Source organism: Parvimonas pharyngis (assembly GCF_046569675.1).
Classification (GTDB): domain Bacteria; phylum Bacillota; class Clostridia; order Tissierellales; family Peptoniphilaceae; genus Parvimonas.
On record NZ_JBKICJ010000001.1, the window covers coordinates 343,179 to 361,585 of the forward strand.

At 26.4% G+C, this 18,407-nt stretch carries 16 protein-coding genes; all 16 read right to left on the reverse strand.

The genetic code is table 11. The features are described 5' to 3' along the window. Window positions 1–63 precede the first annotated feature (63 nt). On the reverse strand, window positions 64–1,245 hold the full coding sequence (gene alr / locus ACLGL0_RS01625; protein WP_411013376.1) for an alanine racemase: 1,182 nt from the start codon (window positions 1,243–1,245) through the stop codon (window positions 64–66). A 4-nt stretch (window positions 1,246–1,249) separates the two neighbouring features. Continuing rightward, window positions 1,250–2,473 (reverse strand): NAD(P)H-hydrate dehydratase, encoded by a 1,224-nt coding sequence (locus tag ACLGL0_RS01630; RefSeq protein ID WP_411013377.1) that lies wholly within the window; start codon window positions 2,471–2,473, stop codon window positions 1,250–1,252. After that, window positions 2,473–3,852, reverse strand: a complete 1,380-nt coding sequence (locus ACLGL0_RS01635) for a GTP pyrophosphokinase (RefSeq protein ID WP_314558062.1) — start codon at window positions 3,850–3,852, stop codon at window positions 2,473–2,475. Before ACLGL0_RS01635 ends, ACLGL0_RS01630 begins: the two co-directional genes overlap by 1 nt. A gap of 92 nt (window positions 3,853–3,944) precedes the next feature. Continuing rightward, complete coding sequence (locus ACLGL0_RS01640) at window positions 3,945–5,135, reverse strand: MalY/PatB family protein (protein WP_411013378.1); 1,191 nt, start codon at window positions 5,133–5,135, stop codon at window positions 3,945–3,947. A gap of 30 nt (window positions 5,136–5,165) precedes the next feature. After that, window positions 5,166–6,344 (reverse strand): methionine adenosyltransferase, encoded by a 1,179-nt coding sequence (gene metK, locus ACLGL0_RS01645; protein ID WP_411013379.1) that lies wholly within the window; start codon window positions 6,342–6,344, stop codon window positions 5,166–5,168. A gap of 10 nt (window positions 6,345–6,354) precedes the next feature. After that, a complete protein-coding gene (gene ispF, locus ACLGL0_RS01650) occupies window positions 6,355–6,828 on the reverse strand; it encodes a 2-C-methyl-D-erythritol 2,4-cyclodiphosphate synthase (RefSeq protein WP_411013380.1) in 474 nt (157 codons plus the stop codon). Between the two features lie 2 nt (window positions 6,829–6,830). Further along, a complete protein-coding gene (gene ispD / locus ACLGL0_RS01655; RefSeq protein ID WP_411013381.1) occupies window positions 6,831–7,517 on the reverse strand; it encodes a 2-C-methyl-D-erythritol 4-phosphate cytidylyltransferase in 687 nt (228 codons plus the stop codon). Between the two features lie 156 nt (window positions 7,518–7,673). After that, on the reverse strand, window positions 7,674–8,084 hold the full coding sequence (locus tag ACLGL0_RS01660) for a rhodanese-like domain-containing protein (RefSeq protein ID WP_411013382.1): 411 nt from the start codon (window positions 8,082–8,084) through the stop codon (window positions 7,674–7,676). A gap of 100 nt (window positions 8,085–8,184) precedes the next feature. Then, window positions 8,185–9,396, reverse strand: coding sequence for a glycosyltransferase family 4 protein (locus ACLGL0_RS01665; RefSeq protein ID WP_411013383.1), 1,212 nt, complete (start codon window positions 9,394–9,396; stop codon window positions 8,185–8,187). Between the two features lie 158 nt (window positions 9,397–9,554). Continuing rightward, window positions 9,555–9,827, reverse strand: a complete 273-nt coding sequence (gene rpsT / locus ACLGL0_RS01670; protein ID WP_233055671.1) for a 30S ribosomal protein S20 — start codon at window positions 9,825–9,827, stop codon at window positions 9,555–9,557. Between the two features lie 133 nt (window positions 9,828–9,960). Further along, a complete protein-coding gene (locus ACLGL0_RS01675) occupies window positions 9,961–14,256 on the reverse strand; it encodes a PolC-type DNA polymerase III (RefSeq protein ID WP_411013384.1) in 4,296 nt (1,431 codons plus the stop codon). Between the two features lies 1 nt (window position 14,257). Beyond that, on the reverse strand, window positions 14,258–15,313 hold the full coding sequence (ispG, locus tag ACLGL0_RS01680) for a flavodoxin-dependent (E)-4-hydroxy-3-methylbut-2-enyl-diphosphate synthase (protein WP_314558077.1): 1,056 nt from the start codon (window positions 15,311–15,313) through the stop codon (window positions 14,258–14,260). After that, window positions 15,313–16,350, reverse strand: coding sequence for an RIP metalloprotease RseP (rseP, locus tag ACLGL0_RS01685; protein WP_411013385.1), 1,038 nt, complete (start codon window positions 16,348–16,350; stop codon window positions 15,313–15,315). Before rseP ends, ispG begins: the two co-directional genes overlap by 1 nt. Beyond that, a complete protein-coding gene (locus ACLGL0_RS01690) occupies window positions 16,350–17,132 on the reverse strand; it encodes a phosphatidate cytidylyltransferase (protein WP_411013386.1) in 783 nt (260 codons plus the stop codon). The genes rseP and ACLGL0_RS01690 overlap by 1 nt, the downstream gene beginning before the upstream one ends. Further along, window positions 17,132–17,848 (reverse strand): undecaprenyl pyrophosphate synthase, encoded by a 717-nt coding sequence (uppS, locus tag ACLGL0_RS01695; RefSeq protein WP_411013387.1) that lies wholly within the window; start codon window positions 17,846–17,848, stop codon window positions 17,132–17,134. The genes ACLGL0_RS01690 and uppS overlap by 1 nt, the downstream gene beginning before the upstream one ends. After that, window positions 17,848–18,405, reverse strand: coding sequence for a ribosome recycling factor (gene frr, locus ACLGL0_RS01700; RefSeq protein WP_314558082.1), 558 nt, complete (start codon window positions 18,403–18,405; stop codon window positions 17,848–17,850). Before frr ends, uppS begins: the two co-directional genes overlap by 1 nt. Window positions 18,406–18,407: the final 2 nt, after the last annotated feature.

Genomic DNA, 18,407 nt, shown 5'->3' on the forward strand with positions numbered 1-18,407 from the left:
ATTATTACTATTATTACTAATTTATTTGACAATTGAAAAAAACTCGGTAGATACCGAGTTTTTTTATAATTCATAGTAATTTTTTTCAGTGGAAAGATAGTCAACAACCCTTACAACTTTATCACCCTCTAAATATACCCTAGGAATTCTCATATTTATTCTACAAATTAAATCATATACATTTGTATTTGCCATCTTAGCTATCTCAAATATATCAAGTTTCATATCTTTATATTCTCCATAAAGCAAGACTGTATCCCCAATCTTTACATCATCAATGTCAGATACATCTATCATTGTTTGATCCATACAAACTCTTCCTAATATTTTAGCTTTTTTATTATTAATTTTAACATATCCTTTATTACTTAATTCATATGGATATCCATCTGCATAACCTACAGAAATTGTTGCCACTTTTATTGTTTTATTCGCACAAAAGGCTCTACCATATCCTACTGTATCACCTTTATGAATATATTTTATATTACTTATAGTACTTACAAAGCTTACAACAGTATCCATTTTAATTTTAGAATTATCTTTCACATACTCTGAAGGGTAATGTCCATAAATACCAATTCCAACTCTTACCATATCATAATAATAACTATGAAGAAGTGAACCTCCATCATTTGCAATATGTAACATAGGAACTTTAAGTTTTTCATTTACTAAAATATGTTTAACTTTTTCAAATCTTTCTACTTGTAATTTAGTGAAAGAATAATCTTCAATATCTGAAACACATAAGTGAGTAAACATTCCTTTAACTACAATATTTTTCATAGAATAAATTTCTTTTAAATAATCTTTAAGATTATCGTCAATTAAAAAACCAAGTCTATTCATTCCTGTATCAATTTTTATATGAATCTTACATTTTTTTCTACATTTAGCAGAAATTTCGTTTAGTTCTCTTATCATTCCTATATTATAAACAGTTAATTCAACATTATTTTTTATTAACTTTTCAAATAGTGCATTCGGAACATAACCTAGAATTAAAATTGGTAATTTAATTTTCTTTTTTCTAAGCTCCATAGCCTCGGAAAAATTTGCAACACAAAAATAGTCAGCACCTTGTTTTTGCAAGAATTCTGCAACAGTACAAGCGCCAAGACCATACGCATTTGCTTTTAAAACAATTCCAACTTTCGCTCCATTACATTTTTCTTTAATTTTTAAAAAATTATCCTTTAATTTATCTAAATCCACAAAAATTAATGATTGATTTTCATACATACTATCACTTCCTAATAAATTTAATTGCCTTTGGTAAATATTTGATTATATCTGATGCTAGCAAAGAGTCTTCTCCTATTTCTTCTTCGGCAAAATCTCCAGATAAACCATGTAAAAATACTCCTAGTTTAGCAGACGCAAACGGATCTAATCCTTGACCTAAGAAAGATAAAATAATTCCCGTCAAACAATCACCACTACCTGCTGTTGCCATTCCTGAATTACCAGTTTGATTAATAAATATATCTTTACTTGACTTAACAATTGTATTTTTACCTTTTAAAACTAGAGTAAAATTTGTATTATTTTTATAAAACTTATTAATACATTCTTCTCTATTTACTTTGATTTCATTTAAATCATATGAGGAAAATCTTGAAAACTCTGCTTCATGAGGAGTTATAACTATATTATTCCTATTTATGATTTTAAAATCTATATCTTTCAAAAAATATATAGCATCAGCATCTATTACAATTGGTTTTTTATATGTTTTAAAAATGATTTCTAATAATTGTAAATTTTCTTTATTTCTACCCAATCCACAACCTATTGCTATTGCATCTAAATTACTAATTCTATTAAGTATATCGTCAATATATTTTAAAGTAAAACAACCTTTATTTTCATCAGAAATTGGTAATATAATATTTTCAATTGCTTTTACTTCTAAAATATTAGAAATAGATTTAGGACAAATATTATAAACAAGTCCACTTCCAGTTCTAAGAGAAGATTTGGCACACAAGTCAACACTTCCACTCATACCAATACTCCCACCAACAATTCCAACTTTTCCAAAGTCACCTTTATGTCCATCTTTCTTTCTACTTGGCATGAGTTTCTTTATTTCACAAATATCTATATTTTCATATTTAATATTTAAAAGTTTTACTTCTACAACTGCAATAGCATAATCTCCATCATGAGAAACTGAACATGAAATATCTTCAATTTTTTTAACTATATCATTATGAATAATTAAATCTGGTTTTCCGGAAAAATTGTGTGTAATTTCAACATCTATAGGTCTAACACTTCCAAAGCCAGTTCCAATAGCCTTAACAAATGCTTCTTTTAAAGAAAATATTCCAGCAATAGTCTCTTCCCTATTTCCAGTATTTAATATATAATTATTTTCATCATGAGTAAAATATCTATCTAAAAACTTGTCTAAATTTTTCATACTTGAAAATCTAGAAATATTACAAATATCTATACCTATCATTATTCAAATTCATCCACTTCTTTTTTTACAAAATTATTTTCTAAAGAATTATATAAATCTTCATAATTTAAAGCTAATATTTCTTCAGGTTGATCTATATTTTTTAAGAAATATCTTATTTTATTTTCAATTTCTTTCATACTTTTAAAAGTAATTAAGTTTGGAGAATATGAATTACAAATAAACTCCATTACTACATAAGAAATATCCCATTTTAATTTGCTCTTATCTTCATTTGATATATTCAAATCATCTACAGCTCTTTTTACTCTTTTTACAACTGCATAAACTATAAATTCAGAAAACAACACAAATTCTTCGGAAAATTCATTCTCTTCAATATCTCGAATTACCGAGAAAATTAAATTCCATTTAAAGTCTTTATTAACTAGATCTAAAAGACCTAATCCGAATTTTTCACATAAATCATTTTTAAATTCAATAGTATTAGCAATTTCAAAAGTTTCTCCAATTATAATTGTCCTAGAATTTGCTCCATTCAATCTATTTAAAAATTTAACAAAATAATCTTCGTATTTCATTGAATTATAATACTTGTTCTTAGAAAATATATAATCAACAATGATATCAGCACAATCTTTAAAGTCAACAACAAATCCTGTACTTTCTTTTATTTTAACAGAATATAAATCATGCAACATTTTAGACACTATTGTCTTTAACTGTATTTTTGAAGAATCATAATTACTTTTATCCTCAACATTTTTTAAATGATAATATACACTTTGAAGTTGATTGTCTATCATTGATAAATTTGCTTTAATAGAAAACATAATTGAACGAATAAAATCTTCTGTAACCATATAATTAAAATTCTTATATAATACTCTGTGATCTATCTCTCCCCAAAAAATATTGACTAATGATTTGATTTGAAGTTCAAAATTTACAAAATAGTCACCTTCAACAACGTAACGGCCATCTATTTTATATATCTCAAATCCATTTTTTTGAAATGTTGGTTGTTTTTCACTTAAATTCAATTCTATATTAGAATTTAATTCACTTCTAAAAAAACCATCTTCTAATTGAATAGTAAAATTTTTAGAAATTTCATCAAAAATTTTCTGTTCATCATCAATAAATCTACATTCAACTCTAATTCCTATTAAATCAGGTAGATTTTCAATTGCAACTTTATGATTTGGATATTTATAATAATAATTATTTCTTAATAATTTTTCTCTAATACTATCTTCACTCTTAATTCTAGTGGTTGTATTAATAAAAAAATCGCAATTCAAAAAAATATCATTAAAAAATTTTTTTAATGCATCTGAAGAAGTGGTAATAAATTCAATATTATTATCCATATGTTCTATTGATTTTTCTAAAAATTGAAATATTTCAAGCTTCAAAAAAACACCTCCAATCACAAAAATATTTTACCATAGATTGTTAATATTTACAATGATATACATTAAAAAAGACTGCATAAGCAGTCTTAATTTTATAAAGTATCTACAACTTTTTTTAATCTATTTAATCCGTCAATTAGCATTTCTTTATTACATGCTATATTCATTCTAAAGAAAAGTCTTGCATTTTCTCCATAGTTTATTCCGGAATTAAGTAATAATTTACCTTCGTTTATTAGTTTTTGATGTAATTCATCATGATCAACATCGAACTCTCTAAGGTCTAACCACAATAAGAAACTAGCTTGAGGTCTTTTTACTTTAACTTTTGGAATTTCTCTTTTAATAAAATCAATTGCAAAATCAATATTATCCTCAATATAACTAATACATTCTTCAAACCATTGTTTTCCATAAGTATATGCTGCAACAAAACCTACTGCTGCAAAACTTGCCATATGGAAAATTCCATAACCTACAAGACCTTCAATAAAACTATTTCTTAACTCTTCATTAGGTATAATCGCAACAGATTGAGAAAGTCCCGCAATATTAAAAGTTTTACTAGGTGCTGTTAAAGTAACAGTATTATATAGAAAATCTTCATTAATAGAAGCTATTGGAATATGTTTATAGTCTTTAAGAATTAAGTCGCCATGGATTTCATCTGAAACCATTAATACATTATGCTTTCTACAAATTCTTCCATATTCTTCTAATTCTTCTTTAGTCCATACCCTTCCTACTGGATTATGAGGACTACATAATACACTTAACTTAACATTATTTTCTATTATTTTCTTTTCAAAATCTACAAAATCTATTACATATTTATCTTCTAATTCAACTAGTGGATTTTCAACGACAATTCTTTTATTTAATTCAATTACATTAAAGAAAGGAGGATAAACCGGAGTGTTAATAATAATTGTATCTCCCTCTTTTGTATTTTTTAAAATTGTATTTGCGATCCCTGGAACTACTCCTGGAACAGGAACTATCCATTCTTTTTTTATTTCCCAGTTATTTTTTTCTTTTTGCCAATCTATAAATGAAGTAAAAAATTTTTCACAAGGACAATCATATCCTATTACACCATTTGAAATTGGCTCTTTTAAAGCATCTAAAATTTCATTACAACATTTAAATTCCATATCAGCAATAGACATAGACAAAATTGAATGATCATTTTTAGGAGCTCCGGCTGCTATCATATTATTCCATTTTTCAGCATGTGAATTTTTTCTATCTACATATTCGTCAAAATCATAACATTTACTCATAATATAATCTCCTGTAATAAATATGCTTAACTATATCAATTTTTTTATTTCTTCTATCTTATCTAATCTTTCCCAAGGTAAATCTAAATCATTCCTTCCAAAGTGACCATAAGCGGCAATTTGACGATAAATAGGTCTTCTTAAATCTAAAATATCAATAATTGCTGCAGGTCTTAAGTCAAATACTTTCTTAACAATTTCTATAATCTTATCATCTGAAATTTTTCCTGTTCCAAACGTATCTACATAAATAGAAAGTGGCTTAGCAACACCTATAGCATAAGAAATTCCAATTTCTAATTTTTCACAAATTCCACTAGCTACAATATTTTTTGCAATATATCTAGCCATATATGCACCAGATCTATCTACTTTTGTTGGATCCTTTCCTGAGAAGGCTCCACCACCATGTCTTCCAAAACCACCATAAGTATCAACAATTATTTTTCTACCAGTTAATCCAGCATCTCCCATTGGGCCACCAATTTCAAAACGGCCAGTAGGATTCACATAAATTTTTGTATTTTCATCTATTAAATTAGATGGAATAACTTCATTAATCACTACTTCTTTAATATCTTTTTCTATTTGTTCTGTTTTAACTGATGGACTATGTTGAGTTGAAACAACTATCGCTTCTATTCTTGTTGGAATCCCATCAATATATTCAACTGTTATTTGACTCTTACCATCTGGTCTTAAATACGATAATATATTATTTTTTCTAACATATGATAATCTCTTTGATAGCTTATGGGCTAATGTTATAGGTAATGGCATAAACTCTTCAGTTTCAGTACATGCATATCCAAACATCATTCCTTGATCTCCTGCACCAACTGAATTATATTTATCTTCATTTCCTTTTTTGTATTCTAATGCATTATCGACACCTAATGCAATATCTCTTGACTGTTCATTGATACTTGTAACTACAGAACAAGTTAAAGCATCAAATCCATATTTGGCTCTTGTGTATCCAATATCTTTTAAAACATTTCTAACTATACTTTGTATATCAACATATTCAGAAGTTGTTATTTCACCAACAACCATTACAATTCCAGTTGTTGTTAAAGTTTCACAAGCAACTCTTGCTACTGGATCAACTTTTAAAATTTCATCTAATACAGCATCAGAAATTTGATCACAGACTTTATCAGGATGTCCTTCAGTTACAGACTCTGATGTAAATAAAACTTTTTTCATTTTTACCCCCTTAAATTTTTTCTAATAAAACTACTGCATGAGAAGATATTCCTTCTTCTCTACCTTCAAATCCTAAATGTTCTGTTGTAGTAGCTTTAATACTTATATTTTCAATATCAGTTTCTAAAACCTTTGAGATATTTTTTCTCATTTCTAATATAAAACCAGCAAGTTTTGGCTTTTGAGCACAAATTACACTGTCAACATTACCAATTTTATATCCTTTTTCTTTCATAAGTCTAATAACTTCTTTAGTCATTATTAATGAACTTATATCTTTATACTTAGGATCATTATCTGGAAATAATTTTCCTATATCACCCAAACATAAAGCACCAATTACTGCATCATTAATAGCGTGTACTAAAACATCTGCATCACTATGTCCTAAAAGACCTTTATCATGTTCTATTTTAACTCCACCTATTATTAAATCACGACCAACAACCAATTCATGAACATCAAATCCAAGTCCAATTCTCATAATTAAATACCTCTTTCTAATAATACTCTAGCATAAAAAATATCTTCCTTAGTTGTAATTTTTATATTTGAATATTCTCCTTCAACAAGTTTTATTTTGACATTTAAGTTTTCTACAATTGAAGAATCATCTGTTACAAAACCATTATCTTTAAAATATTTCTTGTAGCCTTCCAAAATAACTTCCTTACTAAAAGCCTGAGGAGTTTGAATATTATATAAAGATCTTCTATCAGGAGTAGAAATTACCTCAAAATCATTAGAGACAACTTTAATTGTATCTTTTGATTTAACCCCTGTTATTACAGCTTTATAATTATCTAGTTCATTTATTACATTTAAAATAGTTTTTTTACTGATTAGAGGCCTTGCACCATCATGACATAATACAAATTCTGAGTTCCTTGATACTTCTAAAAGTCCATTATAAGCAGACTCCTCCCTAGAAGAGCCTCCTTCAACCAATTTTATATTTAAATAGAATTTTTTTAGTATGTTTTTGAAATCTTCAAAAAATTCTTTTTTGGTTACTAAAATTATTTCATTAATCTCAGGTATATCAATAAAAGCACTAATAGTTCTTTCTATAACAGTTTGTCCGCACAAATCTAAAAATATTTTATTTGTATCTAAACCCATTCTATTTGAAGAACCCGCAGCAACAATTATAGCAGAAATTTTTTTTGTCATAATTCCACCTCGACCTATATTGTATCATATTTTAAATTTCTTTTCTAGATTTAAAAGTAACTTTTTAAAAAAGTAAAATTAAATAAATTTAGAATAATTATCTAAGTGAAAATTATAAAAAATAAAAAAGCGATGAATAATCACCGCCTTTTAAAATTATTTTACAAGTTCATATTGATATTGTTTAACACCTTGTGCATTAAATACATTAGTATAACCTAATTTTTTTAATTTTTCTAAAGCTTTACCACTTTTATTTCCAGTGTTGCAGTAAAGAATAATTTTTGTGTCTTTTTTAGGGAATTTAGCTTCAATTTCTTTTTCAATTACATCTTCTGGAATGTTAAGAGCATCTTTAATATGTCCTTCACTGTATTGTGCAGTAGGTCTAACATCAATTACTGTAGCACCTTTTTTTTGTTCTTCTAAAAGAGTTTCCCCTTTCATAACTTCTGTTTTACTTTCAGCTTTATTGTCAGCTGTTTTGTTATCACTCTTTGCTCCACAACCAACTAAAGTAGTTGCTGTAATTAATGATAAAAGTAACATTTTAGATAATTTTTTCATAATTTTCCTCCTAAAATTTATTCATATAGATAATAACATATAATAAGTTATAAGTAAAATAGTATTTTCTTATAATCTACATCATTTTTATAAAAAAAACTTATTTAACTATATTTATTATGTCATTACATATATTTTCCCAGCTATATTTGATTATTTTTGCTGTAAAATCTTTTTCATATTGGTAATTATACAAATTATTTATCTGCTTTTCTAAACCTAAACTTAGCCTATTAATATAATCTTCAACTTCAGTTTCTAATATTTTATCTGTATCATAAAGAACTGGCATTTTTACAAAAACTATATTATTTGATTCTGTAATTTCTTTTCCCACAAAATCAATGAAATTCTCAAGTTCATTCATTACGACCTTCAATCCACATGCTAAAGCTTCTATTGTTACAAGTGAAAGTCCTTCATAAAAAGAAGGCATAACAAAAATGTCACAATCTCTAAATAAATCGGAAATTTCTCCTTTGCTCATATATCCATAAAGTTTGACCTTGTCTTTTAACTTATTTGAATAATCTATGATTTCTTCAAATTCATTACCCGTTCCACTTCCTGCTAGTATCAATTCTATGTTATATTTATCTTTAATCTTTTCAAAAGCTTTTAGTAGATATATTATTCCTTTTGATCTACTAAATTTTCCAGCATATATAAGTTTAATTTTAGAATTTTTATTGTATATCTTATCTTTTCCTTTATAGCAGAAATCTATATCATAACCTCCACCTATAACATAAATTTTATCTGGACTGTAATTAAAAACATTTATAATCTCAATTTTTTGTTTTTCAGATAAACAAAAAATACCATCTAGTTTTGGTATATTGCTGTATATAAATTCTTTATGAGTATCATTTTTATATAACTGTCTTAAATCAGTACCATGACAAAACCCAAAAACTTTACATTTTAGTTCTAAACTAGCTACAATTGATGACATTATGTACAAATGATTTGTAAAAATAATATCAGGATTAAAACTTCTAATTACATCTTTAATTCTATTTGTAAAAACATCTATATATTTTTCAAAACTATCACCTATTAGATTAGAAAATAAATATGACTCGTATGGCATTACATCACTCATTCCTACAACAGGGAATGGCAAATCATTAGTCTTAAAATTTATAATCTCATAATCATCAAAATTAGTCTCTATTATATCATCTTCGTTCATGCAACATACTACTTTTTGAATAAAATTCATTTTTTTTAAATTTTTATAAACTTCAGTTAAATATATTCCACTTCCAGTTTTTGATGGATATTGACTAATTAAATGTAAAACTTTCAATACAATAATTCTCCTTACACAACAACATTTTTTTAATTTAAAATAAATATCGACTTAACTGTTACTTGCTAATTATAACATATAATATAATAAAAAAAAAGCAAAAAAAAAGCTCCACACGGAGCATATATAATGTGTTGGATCCATACACACTATATTTACGCTTGTGTTGAAGCATCATGTAATTTTTTACTTAATTTGCTTACCTTTTTAGATGCAGCATTTTTATGGAAAACACTGTTTAAAGTAGCTTGTTTAAGTCTCTTATCAATCTTTCTTAATAACTCATTAGCAACTTCTAAATTATTTTCTTCTAAAGCTAATTCGAATTTTTTAATATAAGTTTTTATTTCAGATTTTCTACTTTTATTTTTAAGAGTTTCTTTTTTAGTAACATCAATTCTCTTAATTGCTGATTTTATATTTGCCATTTATTTCACCTCCTCAAAAATAACAGTAATATTATACTATAATAAGATATTTTTTTCAAGTCTTTTTTGTAAAATATTTAATTCAAATACTATAAAAATAAAGAACTGTGAAAATCCATCCACAGTTCTTTCATTACATTAAGTCAAACAAACTAACTTGATTAGTTTGCTGTAAATCATTTAAAACTCCATGTTCTTTTAAAGACTCTAAAGCATTTTTATTAATTTTTGTTCTTTCTTGAAAATCTTCTATTGAAATAAATGGTAATTTCCTAACTTCATCATATATTGAACTTGAGTTTACATCACTAACAAAATCTAACGCTCTAAACGGCGGTAAAATTTTACCTTTACCATCTATTAAAAATCTAGAAAAATGAGATTTTTCCAAGTCTACTTTACTTACAACTATTCCTCTAAGATACATTTCTTCAGCAACTTCAAGAATATCATAAACATCTTGATCTTTTTTTGAAGCTGACTTTCCTAATTCTAAAATTTCTTTCATTTTTGATTGAATCGCATTAAGTCCTTTATATATAAGATTTCCCGGATAGTTATCTATTTTTGTTGTAAAATAAGTAGCATAAAAAGCTTCAGGAAAATGTACTTTAAAATATGCAATTCTATAGCTCATCATTACATAAGCAACAGCATGAGCTTTTGGAAATAGATATTTTATCTTTTTACAAGATTCAATATACCATTCAGGTATCCCATTTTGTCTCATATATACTTCAGTTTCTTCATCAAGACTTTTTCCTTTTCTAACAGTTTCCATTATTTTAAATGAACGTTTATTATCTAAACCGTTAAAAATTAAATATGTCATTATATCGTCTCTAGTACATATTGTTTCATTAAGTGGTATCCCTTTTCTTATAAGTTCTTGAGCATTACCTAACCATACATCTGTACCATGAGAAAGTCCAGAAATTCTTATAAGTTCAGTCAAAGTTTTTGGTCTAGTATCAAGCAACATTTGTCTTACAAAATTAGTACCATATTCTGGGATTCCAAGAGTTCCAACTCCATCTTTGTTTTTATCATCTACAAACTTTAAACTTTCTGTTGAGTAAAAAATATTTAAAGTTTCTTTATCATCCATAGGAATATTTAATGGGTCTATACCTGTCAAATCTCCTAGATGTTTAATTATTGTAGGAACATCATGACCCAACAAGTCAAGTTTTAATATTCTACCACTTATAGATTTATAACTAAAATGTGTAGTCATAGTTTGAGATGTGGGATCATCAGCAGGATACTGAATAGGTGTAAAATCATAAATCTCTTTATCGTGAGGAACTATCATTACTCCACCAGGATGTTGACCACTCGTTCTTTTAACCCCTACAATTTTTCTTGCAAATCTTTTTATATTACCAGCAGTCAAATTTAATTCTTTTTCTTCTACAAATTTTTTAACATAACCAAATGCTGTTTTATCTGAAATTGTACCAATAGTTCCAGCTCTATAAACTTTGTCAGCACCAAATAATTTTTCTGTATACTTATGACAAGTTGATTGGTATTCTCCTGCAAAGTTTAAATCTATATCAGGTTCTTTATCTCCATCAAATCCTAAAAATACCTCAAATGGGATATCATGTCCTTCCTTAATCATATTCGTTTTACAATGCGGACACTCTTTATCAGGCATATCTACACCGGATTGTCCACTATATTCTTCATGAAATTCTGAGAATTTACATTTTGGACATATATAATGTGGTATCAAAGGATTAACTTCAGTAATACCAGCCATTGTTGCAGCAAATGATGATCCAACAGACCCTCTAGAACCTACTAAATATCCATCATCATTAGATCTCCAAACCAACTTTTGAGCGATTATATATAATACTGCATATCCATTCTTAATTATTGAACTTAATTCTCTTTCTAATCTATCATTAACAATTTTTGGTAAATTATCTCCATATATTGACTTAGCTTTATCATAACAAATTTTTCTTAATTCATCATCTGAACCTTCAATAAATGGTGGGAAAGTTCCATTTGGAATTGGTAAAATGTCCTCTAACATATCCTTAAATATATTTGTATTTTTAACAACAACTTCGTATGCTTCATCTTTTCCTAAATAAGAAAATTCTTCAAGCATTTCTGTGGTTGTTCTAAAATAGTAGGAACCTTCCTTTTCTAAGTTTCTATTACCTTGTCCATATAAAATAACATTTCTAAAAATATAATCATTCTTATCGAGATATTTAACATTTCCAGTAGCAACTACTAACTTATTCAGTTTTTTCCCTAACTTGAAAATTCTATTATTTATTTCCTTTAAATCGTCAAGTTCTAATACTTTTCCTCTATAATATAGGTGTTTTAAATTTGAAATTGGTTGAATTTCAAGAAAATCATAAAATTCAGCAATATTTAAAATTTCTTCCTCACTTTTTTCATCAACGAAAGCTCTAAATAGTTCTCCATCCCAATTTCCTGATCCTATCAAAAGTCCATCTCTATATTCTTTTAATCTAGACTTAGGAAATCCACCAACTTTTCTAAAATATTTCATCAAACCTTCAGAAATCATTTTATAAAAACCACTTAATGCTTTCATTTCCTTTACATATATTATTGAATTAAAAGAAATATTTCTTGATACAGGCCAACTTGTTTCAATACTATTTATATTCTTATCAAATATTTTACCATCTTTTTCAATTATTTTAATTAACTCTAACAAAATTCCAGAGCAAGCTTCAGCATCAGAATCTGCTCTGTGATGATTTAATAATTTAACTCCCAATTCTTTAGATAATGTATTAAGTTTATGATTTTTTAAATGTGGTAATACTGCTCTAGCAAAACCCATTGTATCTATGAATGTAGGGTTAAATTCAATATTCAATCTTTTACAATTTGTTCTTATAAAAGAAATATCAAATTCAGCATTATGCGCTACAAAAACTGCATCTTCAGCAAATTCAATAAATTTAGGTAAAATTTCACTTATTAAAGGTTTATCTGCAACCATTTCATTTGTTATACCTGTTAATTCTATAATTTCATCTGAAATTTCTTGTTCAGGATTTATTAATTCATTAAATCTACGTATAAGTTTTCCATCTTCAATTAGAACCGCTCCAATTTCTGTTATATTATTCTTTAAGTGAGAAAGGCCTGTTGTTTCGATGTCAAAAACTACAAATTTATTAAATTTTGTTCCTTCCTTGTAATTATACAAAATTCTTGGATTATCTTCTAATAAATTTAATTCAATTCCATATAGCGGTTTAATTTCTCCATTTCCAAATAAATCCATAATTTGTGGATATGCTTGAACAACACCAATATCTGTTACTCCAATTGCTGTATGACCCATATCTTGTAATCGAGTTTTTAATAATTCTAGATTTACACATCCATCAAGACCGCTCATCTGAGAATTTAAATGAAGTTCAACTCTCTTTTCAGTTGAATTATCACTATAAACAATTTTAGGAGCTTTTTCAATTCCATCAATCATCATAGCAATACATTTTGAATATTGATCGTATTCAACTCTACCTGTGACAGTTATATTAATTCCATTTTCTATGGACTTTGAATTTATATGTTCATTAAAAATAGAAAATCTTTTATCATCTAAGAAACACTTACAACTCATGGCAGAAGTCTCATCTTCTAAATCAAATAAAGCTAATTTTTTTCCATTCTTTAAATCTCTTATTTCTAACTCATATACTCTTCCTTGAATTTTACAATAACCACTATTTTGATCTAATTCAGAGATATTCAAAAGAGGTTCTTTATCTGATATTTTTTTCCCTATTTTAAAAATATCATTATCTTTAGTATTATCTTTAATAACTTTAACTTTATCTACTTTTACTTCATTTACTTTTATAATTTCTTTTCTTTTATCTTCAAGTTTGCTTTCGAACTTTTCAATACTCTTTTCATCTTTTGTAAGTAAACTATTTAACATAAGTACTTCTACTTCATCATTAAATTTTTGTGAAATAAATTCTTTTATATCATTTAAAAACGAATTAGAAAGTAGTTTGAATCTACAAATAGAATTTGATATATAAATCTCTATATAATCTTCTAAAAAATTTATTCTATCATTGTTAGTAAGAGAAAAACCGTGATTTTTTAATAGTTTTTGAACTTCATTAATAAATTCATCATATTTTATATAATAGAAATATCTTTTTGGATAATTCGAATCTATAATATTTTGAACTGAAAAATTTACTTCTCGTCCATTAAATATTTCATGAAGTTCTTTATCTAAAATGATAAGTTCATCTATTCCTATATCATTAGAGTCAGTAAGTAATTTAAAATCTATTTTATCATCACCAAAAATAAACTCATCAATAATAAAATCTTCTGACAAGCTATAATTTTTACGTTGTGAAAAATAAAAACTTTTTAAACTCCTATACATACTATTCCTCCAATTTGTTTATTTCATTAATTAGCTCTTTTAATAAGTCTTTTTCATCGACTTTCTTAATAATTTGTCCTTTTTTAAAAATAAGTCCTTTACCATTACCTCCTGCAATTCCTAAATCCGCCTCTTTTGCTTCTCCAGGTCCATTTACAGGACAACCCATAATGGCTATTTTTAAATTTTTCTTTATATGTTTTAATTCTTTTTCAGCTTGCTCAACTATATTAATTAAATCAATCTTTGTTCTAGAACAAGTTGGACAAGAGATTAAATCAATTCCATCTTTAAGAATACCTAAAGAACGTAAAATTTCTTTTCCTACTTTAACTTCTTCTACAGGGTCTCCTGTCAAGGATACTCTGATAGTATCTCCAATACCTTTTGCCAATATAATACCAAGTCCAACAGAAGACTTAATTGTACCTCTAAAGCTAGGACCGGCTTCAGTAATTCCTAAATGCAATGGATAATCACATAAACTACTTAAAAGTTCATATGATTCAACACAAATTGGTACATTACTTGATTTTATTGATATTTTAATTTGATCAAAATTTAGTGATTCTAAAAATTCAACTTGATCTAATGCACTATAAACAATTGATTCCTTATTAACACCTTTATATTTATCTATAAATTTTTGATTTACAGAACCTGAATTAACTCCTACTCTTATTGGAATATTATGATATTTACAACATTCCACAACTTCTTTAACTTTTTTTCTTCCTCCAATATTTCCAGGATTAATTCTTAAACAATCAGCTCCATTTTCTGCAGCCATTATCGCTAGTTTATAATCATATTGAATATCTGCAATAAAAGGTATTGTAGTTAATAACTTAATTTTCTTTATAGCTAAAGCATCATCTAAATCATTTACTGCAGAACGGCTAATATTACATCCTTCTCTGGCAAATTGATTAATTTGATTAACCGTTGAAATTACATCTTTTGTAATTGTATTTGTCATTGATTGTATAGAAATAGGAGAACCACCTCCAATAGGTACGTTCCCCACATAAATTTTCTTAGTTATTTTTCTTTCCATTAATTTGCTCCAAATATTCCTAATCTTATTACATCTTTAAAGGAAACGAATAAAATAAGTCCCATTAAAAATATAAATCCTATCGTATGAATTAGACCTTCTTTTGATCTTGAAATTGGTCTTCCTAAAATTAATTCTATAAATAGGAATACTAGTCTACCTCCATCTAAAGCTGGTATAGGTAATAAATTAATAAAACCTAAATTTACACTTAAAAATGCTGTTATATATAGTAGAGAATAAAATCCATTACTAGCAGCATTACTTATTGCACCAACTACTCCTATTGGCCCAGACAATTGTCCAACTCCTACTTTACCTGTAAATAATTGTCTTAATATATCAAACATTGAACTTATGAAATAAAAAAATGTATTTAAACTTTCTCTAAGAGAAACAATTATATTTCTCTCCAGTTTTGAAGTTACTCCTAACACTTTTTCTTTTGAATCATCAAATTTAACTTTGATTTCTTTTTCTTGTCCATTTCTTAAAACTTTGACTACTGTATCTTCTTTATCTAATTTTGATAATGAAGTTTGTACATCTTTCCAAGACTCAATCTTATAATTACCTATATTTACAATAATATCTCCTGATTCAATTCCATATTTTTGAGCAATTGAGCCTTCTTTAACACTTCCAATTGTAGTTGTTTGATGTCCTCTAATTCCAAACAATGCAAATAGAATTACAAAAGCTAATATAAAATTGAATAAAGGTCCAGCAAAAATAGTTAAGATTCTACCTCCTATTGATGCACCATTAAAATGTCCTCTTTTTGAAAAGTCTAATTCTTCGTCATTTTCTCCGTCAGATTCATCTTCACCTTCCATGGCACAAAAACCACCTAATGGTAATGCCCTGATTGAATATAAGGTATCTCCTTTTTGCTTTCCAATTATTTTTGGACCCATACCTACTGCAAATTCATTTACTTTTATTTTAGCTCTTTTAGCGAATATAAAGTGCCCAAATTCATGGACTACAACAACAACCATAAACACTAAAAGTGCAACTATTATTTTTAAAATCATTAAATACTACCTCCAAATATACTAAAAAGAATATATACTAAAGGAGTTACAAAAATAATACTATCAAATCTATCTAAAAATCCACCATGTCCTTTTATAATATTACTAAAATCTTTTATACCTATTTCTCTTTTAATTTTAGATGCAAACAAATCACCTATTTGTGCAACAATTGAAAGTAAAATTCCAGAAACTATTATAAAAGTATAATTATATTTTAAAACAAAAATATTAAATAAAATTAAAAGTAACAGAGAACCAATTATTCCTCCTATTGAACCTTCAACTGTTTTTTTAGGACTAATACTTGGATACAATTTATGTTTCCCAAATATCATGCCAAATAAATAAGCAAATGTATCTGTACCCCAAGAAATAAAGAAAACTACCCATAGTAGATATGTTTCTCCTAGTCTTAAAAAAACACCCATAGGTACAGTAATATAGATAAATGAAAATATTAATTTCCCTAAATTTACAATATTAATTTTATTAAAAAACAAATAATAAATTGATACTACAAGAAAATATAATGAAAATGAAGTTAATACTAAATTTTTATTTGAAGTTCCTATAAAATATAACACAACAATGGAAAATAAAATGCTAGTACATTCAATTAATATGTCGTTTAATTTAAATGTTTTAAACAACTCAACTAAACATAATAATGCTATTGCTATACTATAAGCAATAAGTGCAGAACCTTTAATATAGATACAAATAAAAGATATTACTAACATCAAAGCTCCACTTATAGTTCTGTTAATAAAACTATTCATTATATTCCCCCAAATCTTCTATTTCTATTTTGAAAATCATAAATCGCATCATACAAATCATCAGCATAAAATTCTGGCCACAAAACATCTGTAAAATAGAATTCAGAATATGCTAATTGATAAATTAAAAAATTACTAATTCTTTTTTCATTTCCTGTTCTTATCATTAAGTCAACATCTGAATTTTCTTTAGTATACAAATATTTTTTGAAACTATCTTCATTTAATTCATCTAAAGATAATTTTCCTTTTTCAATATCTTTATATAAATTTTTTATAGATGAAATAATCTCTGCTCTTCCACCATAATTAAGTGCTATGTTTAATACCATTCCATTATTATCTTTAGATTTATCAATACTATTATCAAGTAGCTTAACAATAGAACTAGGTAACTTTCTATAATCACCAATAACTCTAAAAATTATATTATTTTCTAAAATACGTTTCAATTGAGAATTTATATAAATAACTAAAATATTCATAAGACCATTTACTTCTTCCTCTGGTCTTTTCCAATTTTCAGTTGAAAACGCATATAAAGTTAAAGTTCTAACTCCAATTTTACAACATTCTTCAACAACATCAACTACTCTATTCATTCCTTCTTTATGTCCAGCAATTCTAGGCAAAAATCTATTTTTTGCCCATCTTCCATTACCATCCATAATTATACCTATATGTTTAGGTATATTTGTAAAATCTATATCTCTCATTAAATTTCCATTAATTCTTTTTCTTTAGACTTTGTAATATCATCTACTTCTTTGATAAATTTATCTGTAACTTTTTGAACTTCTTCTTCAGCTTGTCTTAATTCATCTTCACTAACTTCTTTATCTTTTTCTAATTTTTTTAACTTATCTATAGCATCACGTCTTAAGTTTCTAACAGCTATTTTTGCATTTTCAGCATAGCCTTTAACAACTTTAACTAACTCTTTTCTTCTATCTTCAGTTAATGCTGGGAATGGTAATCTTATAACTTTTCCATCATTAGAAGGTGTAATTCCTAAATTTGATGCTAAAATAACTTTTTCTATTGAAGTTATTAATGATGCATCCCACGGTTGAATAACAAGTAATCTAGCTTCAGGAACTGAAATTGAAGCAACTTGTTTAATAGGTGTATCAGTTCCATAATAATCTACACTAAACTGATCTAGAATTGCTGGATTTGCTCTACCAGCTCTAACAGTTGTTAATTCCGTTTCATAAGCTTCTATAGATTTTGACATTTTTCTTTCTAATTCTTTTATAATTTCTTTATGCATTA

What these genes read in the sequence shown, in the direction of transcription:
- alr (WP_411013376.1), bottom strand. Translation starts at nt 1,245, where the DNA reads ATGTATGAAAATCAATCATTAATTTTTGTGGATTTAGATAAATTAAAG.
- ACLGL0_RS01630 (WP_411013377.1), bottom strand. Translation starts at nt 2,473, where the DNA reads ATGATAGGTATAGATATTTGTAATATTTCTAGATTTTCAAGTATGAAA.
- ACLGL0_RS01640 (WP_411013378.1), bottom strand. Translation starts at nt 5,135, where the DNA reads ATGAGTAAATGTTATGATTTTGACGAATATGTAGATAGAAAAAATTCA.
- metK (WP_411013379.1), bottom strand. Translation starts at nt 6,344, where the DNA reads ATGAAAAAAGTTTTATTTACATCAGAGTCTGTAACTGAAGGACATCCT.
- ispF (WP_411013380.1), bottom strand. Translation starts at nt 6,828, where the DNA reads ATGAGAATTGGACTTGGATTTGATGTTCATGAATTGGTTGTTGGTCGT.
- ispD (WP_411013381.1), bottom strand. Translation starts at nt 7,517, where the DNA reads ATGACAAAAAAAATTTCTGCTATAATTGTTGCTGCGGGTTCTTCAAAT.
- ACLGL0_RS01660 (WP_411013382.1), bottom strand. Translation starts at nt 8,084, where the DNA reads ATGAAAAAATTATCTAAAATGTTACTTTTATCATTAATTACAGCAACT.
- rpsT (WP_233055671.1), bottom strand. Translation starts at nt 9,827, where the DNA reads ATGGCAAATATAAAATCAGCAATTAAGAGAATTGATGTTACTAAAAAA.
- ACLGL0_RS01675 (WP_411013384.1), bottom strand. Translation starts at nt 14,256, where the DNA reads ATGTATAGGAGTTTAAAAAGTTTTTATTTTTCACAACGTAAAAATTAT.
- ispG (WP_314558077.1), bottom strand. Translation starts at nt 15,313, where the DNA reads ATGGAAAGAAAAATAACTAAGAAAATTTATGTGGGGAACGTACCTATT.
- rseP (WP_411013385.1), bottom strand. Translation starts at nt 16,350, where the DNA reads ATGATTTTAAAAATAATAGTTGCACTTTTAGTGTTTATGGTTGTTGTT.
- ACLGL0_RS01690 (WP_411013386.1), bottom strand. Translation starts at nt 17,132, where the DNA reads ATGAATAGTTTTATTAACAGAACTATAAGTGGAGCTTTGATGTTAGTA.
- uppS (WP_411013387.1), bottom strand. Translation starts at nt 17,848, where the DNA reads ATGAGAGATATAGATTTTACAAATATACCTAAACATATAGGTATAATT.
- frr (WP_314558082.1), bottom strand. Translation starts at nt 18,405, where the DNA reads ATGCATAAAGAAATTATAAAAGAATTAGAAAGAAAAATGTCAAAATCT.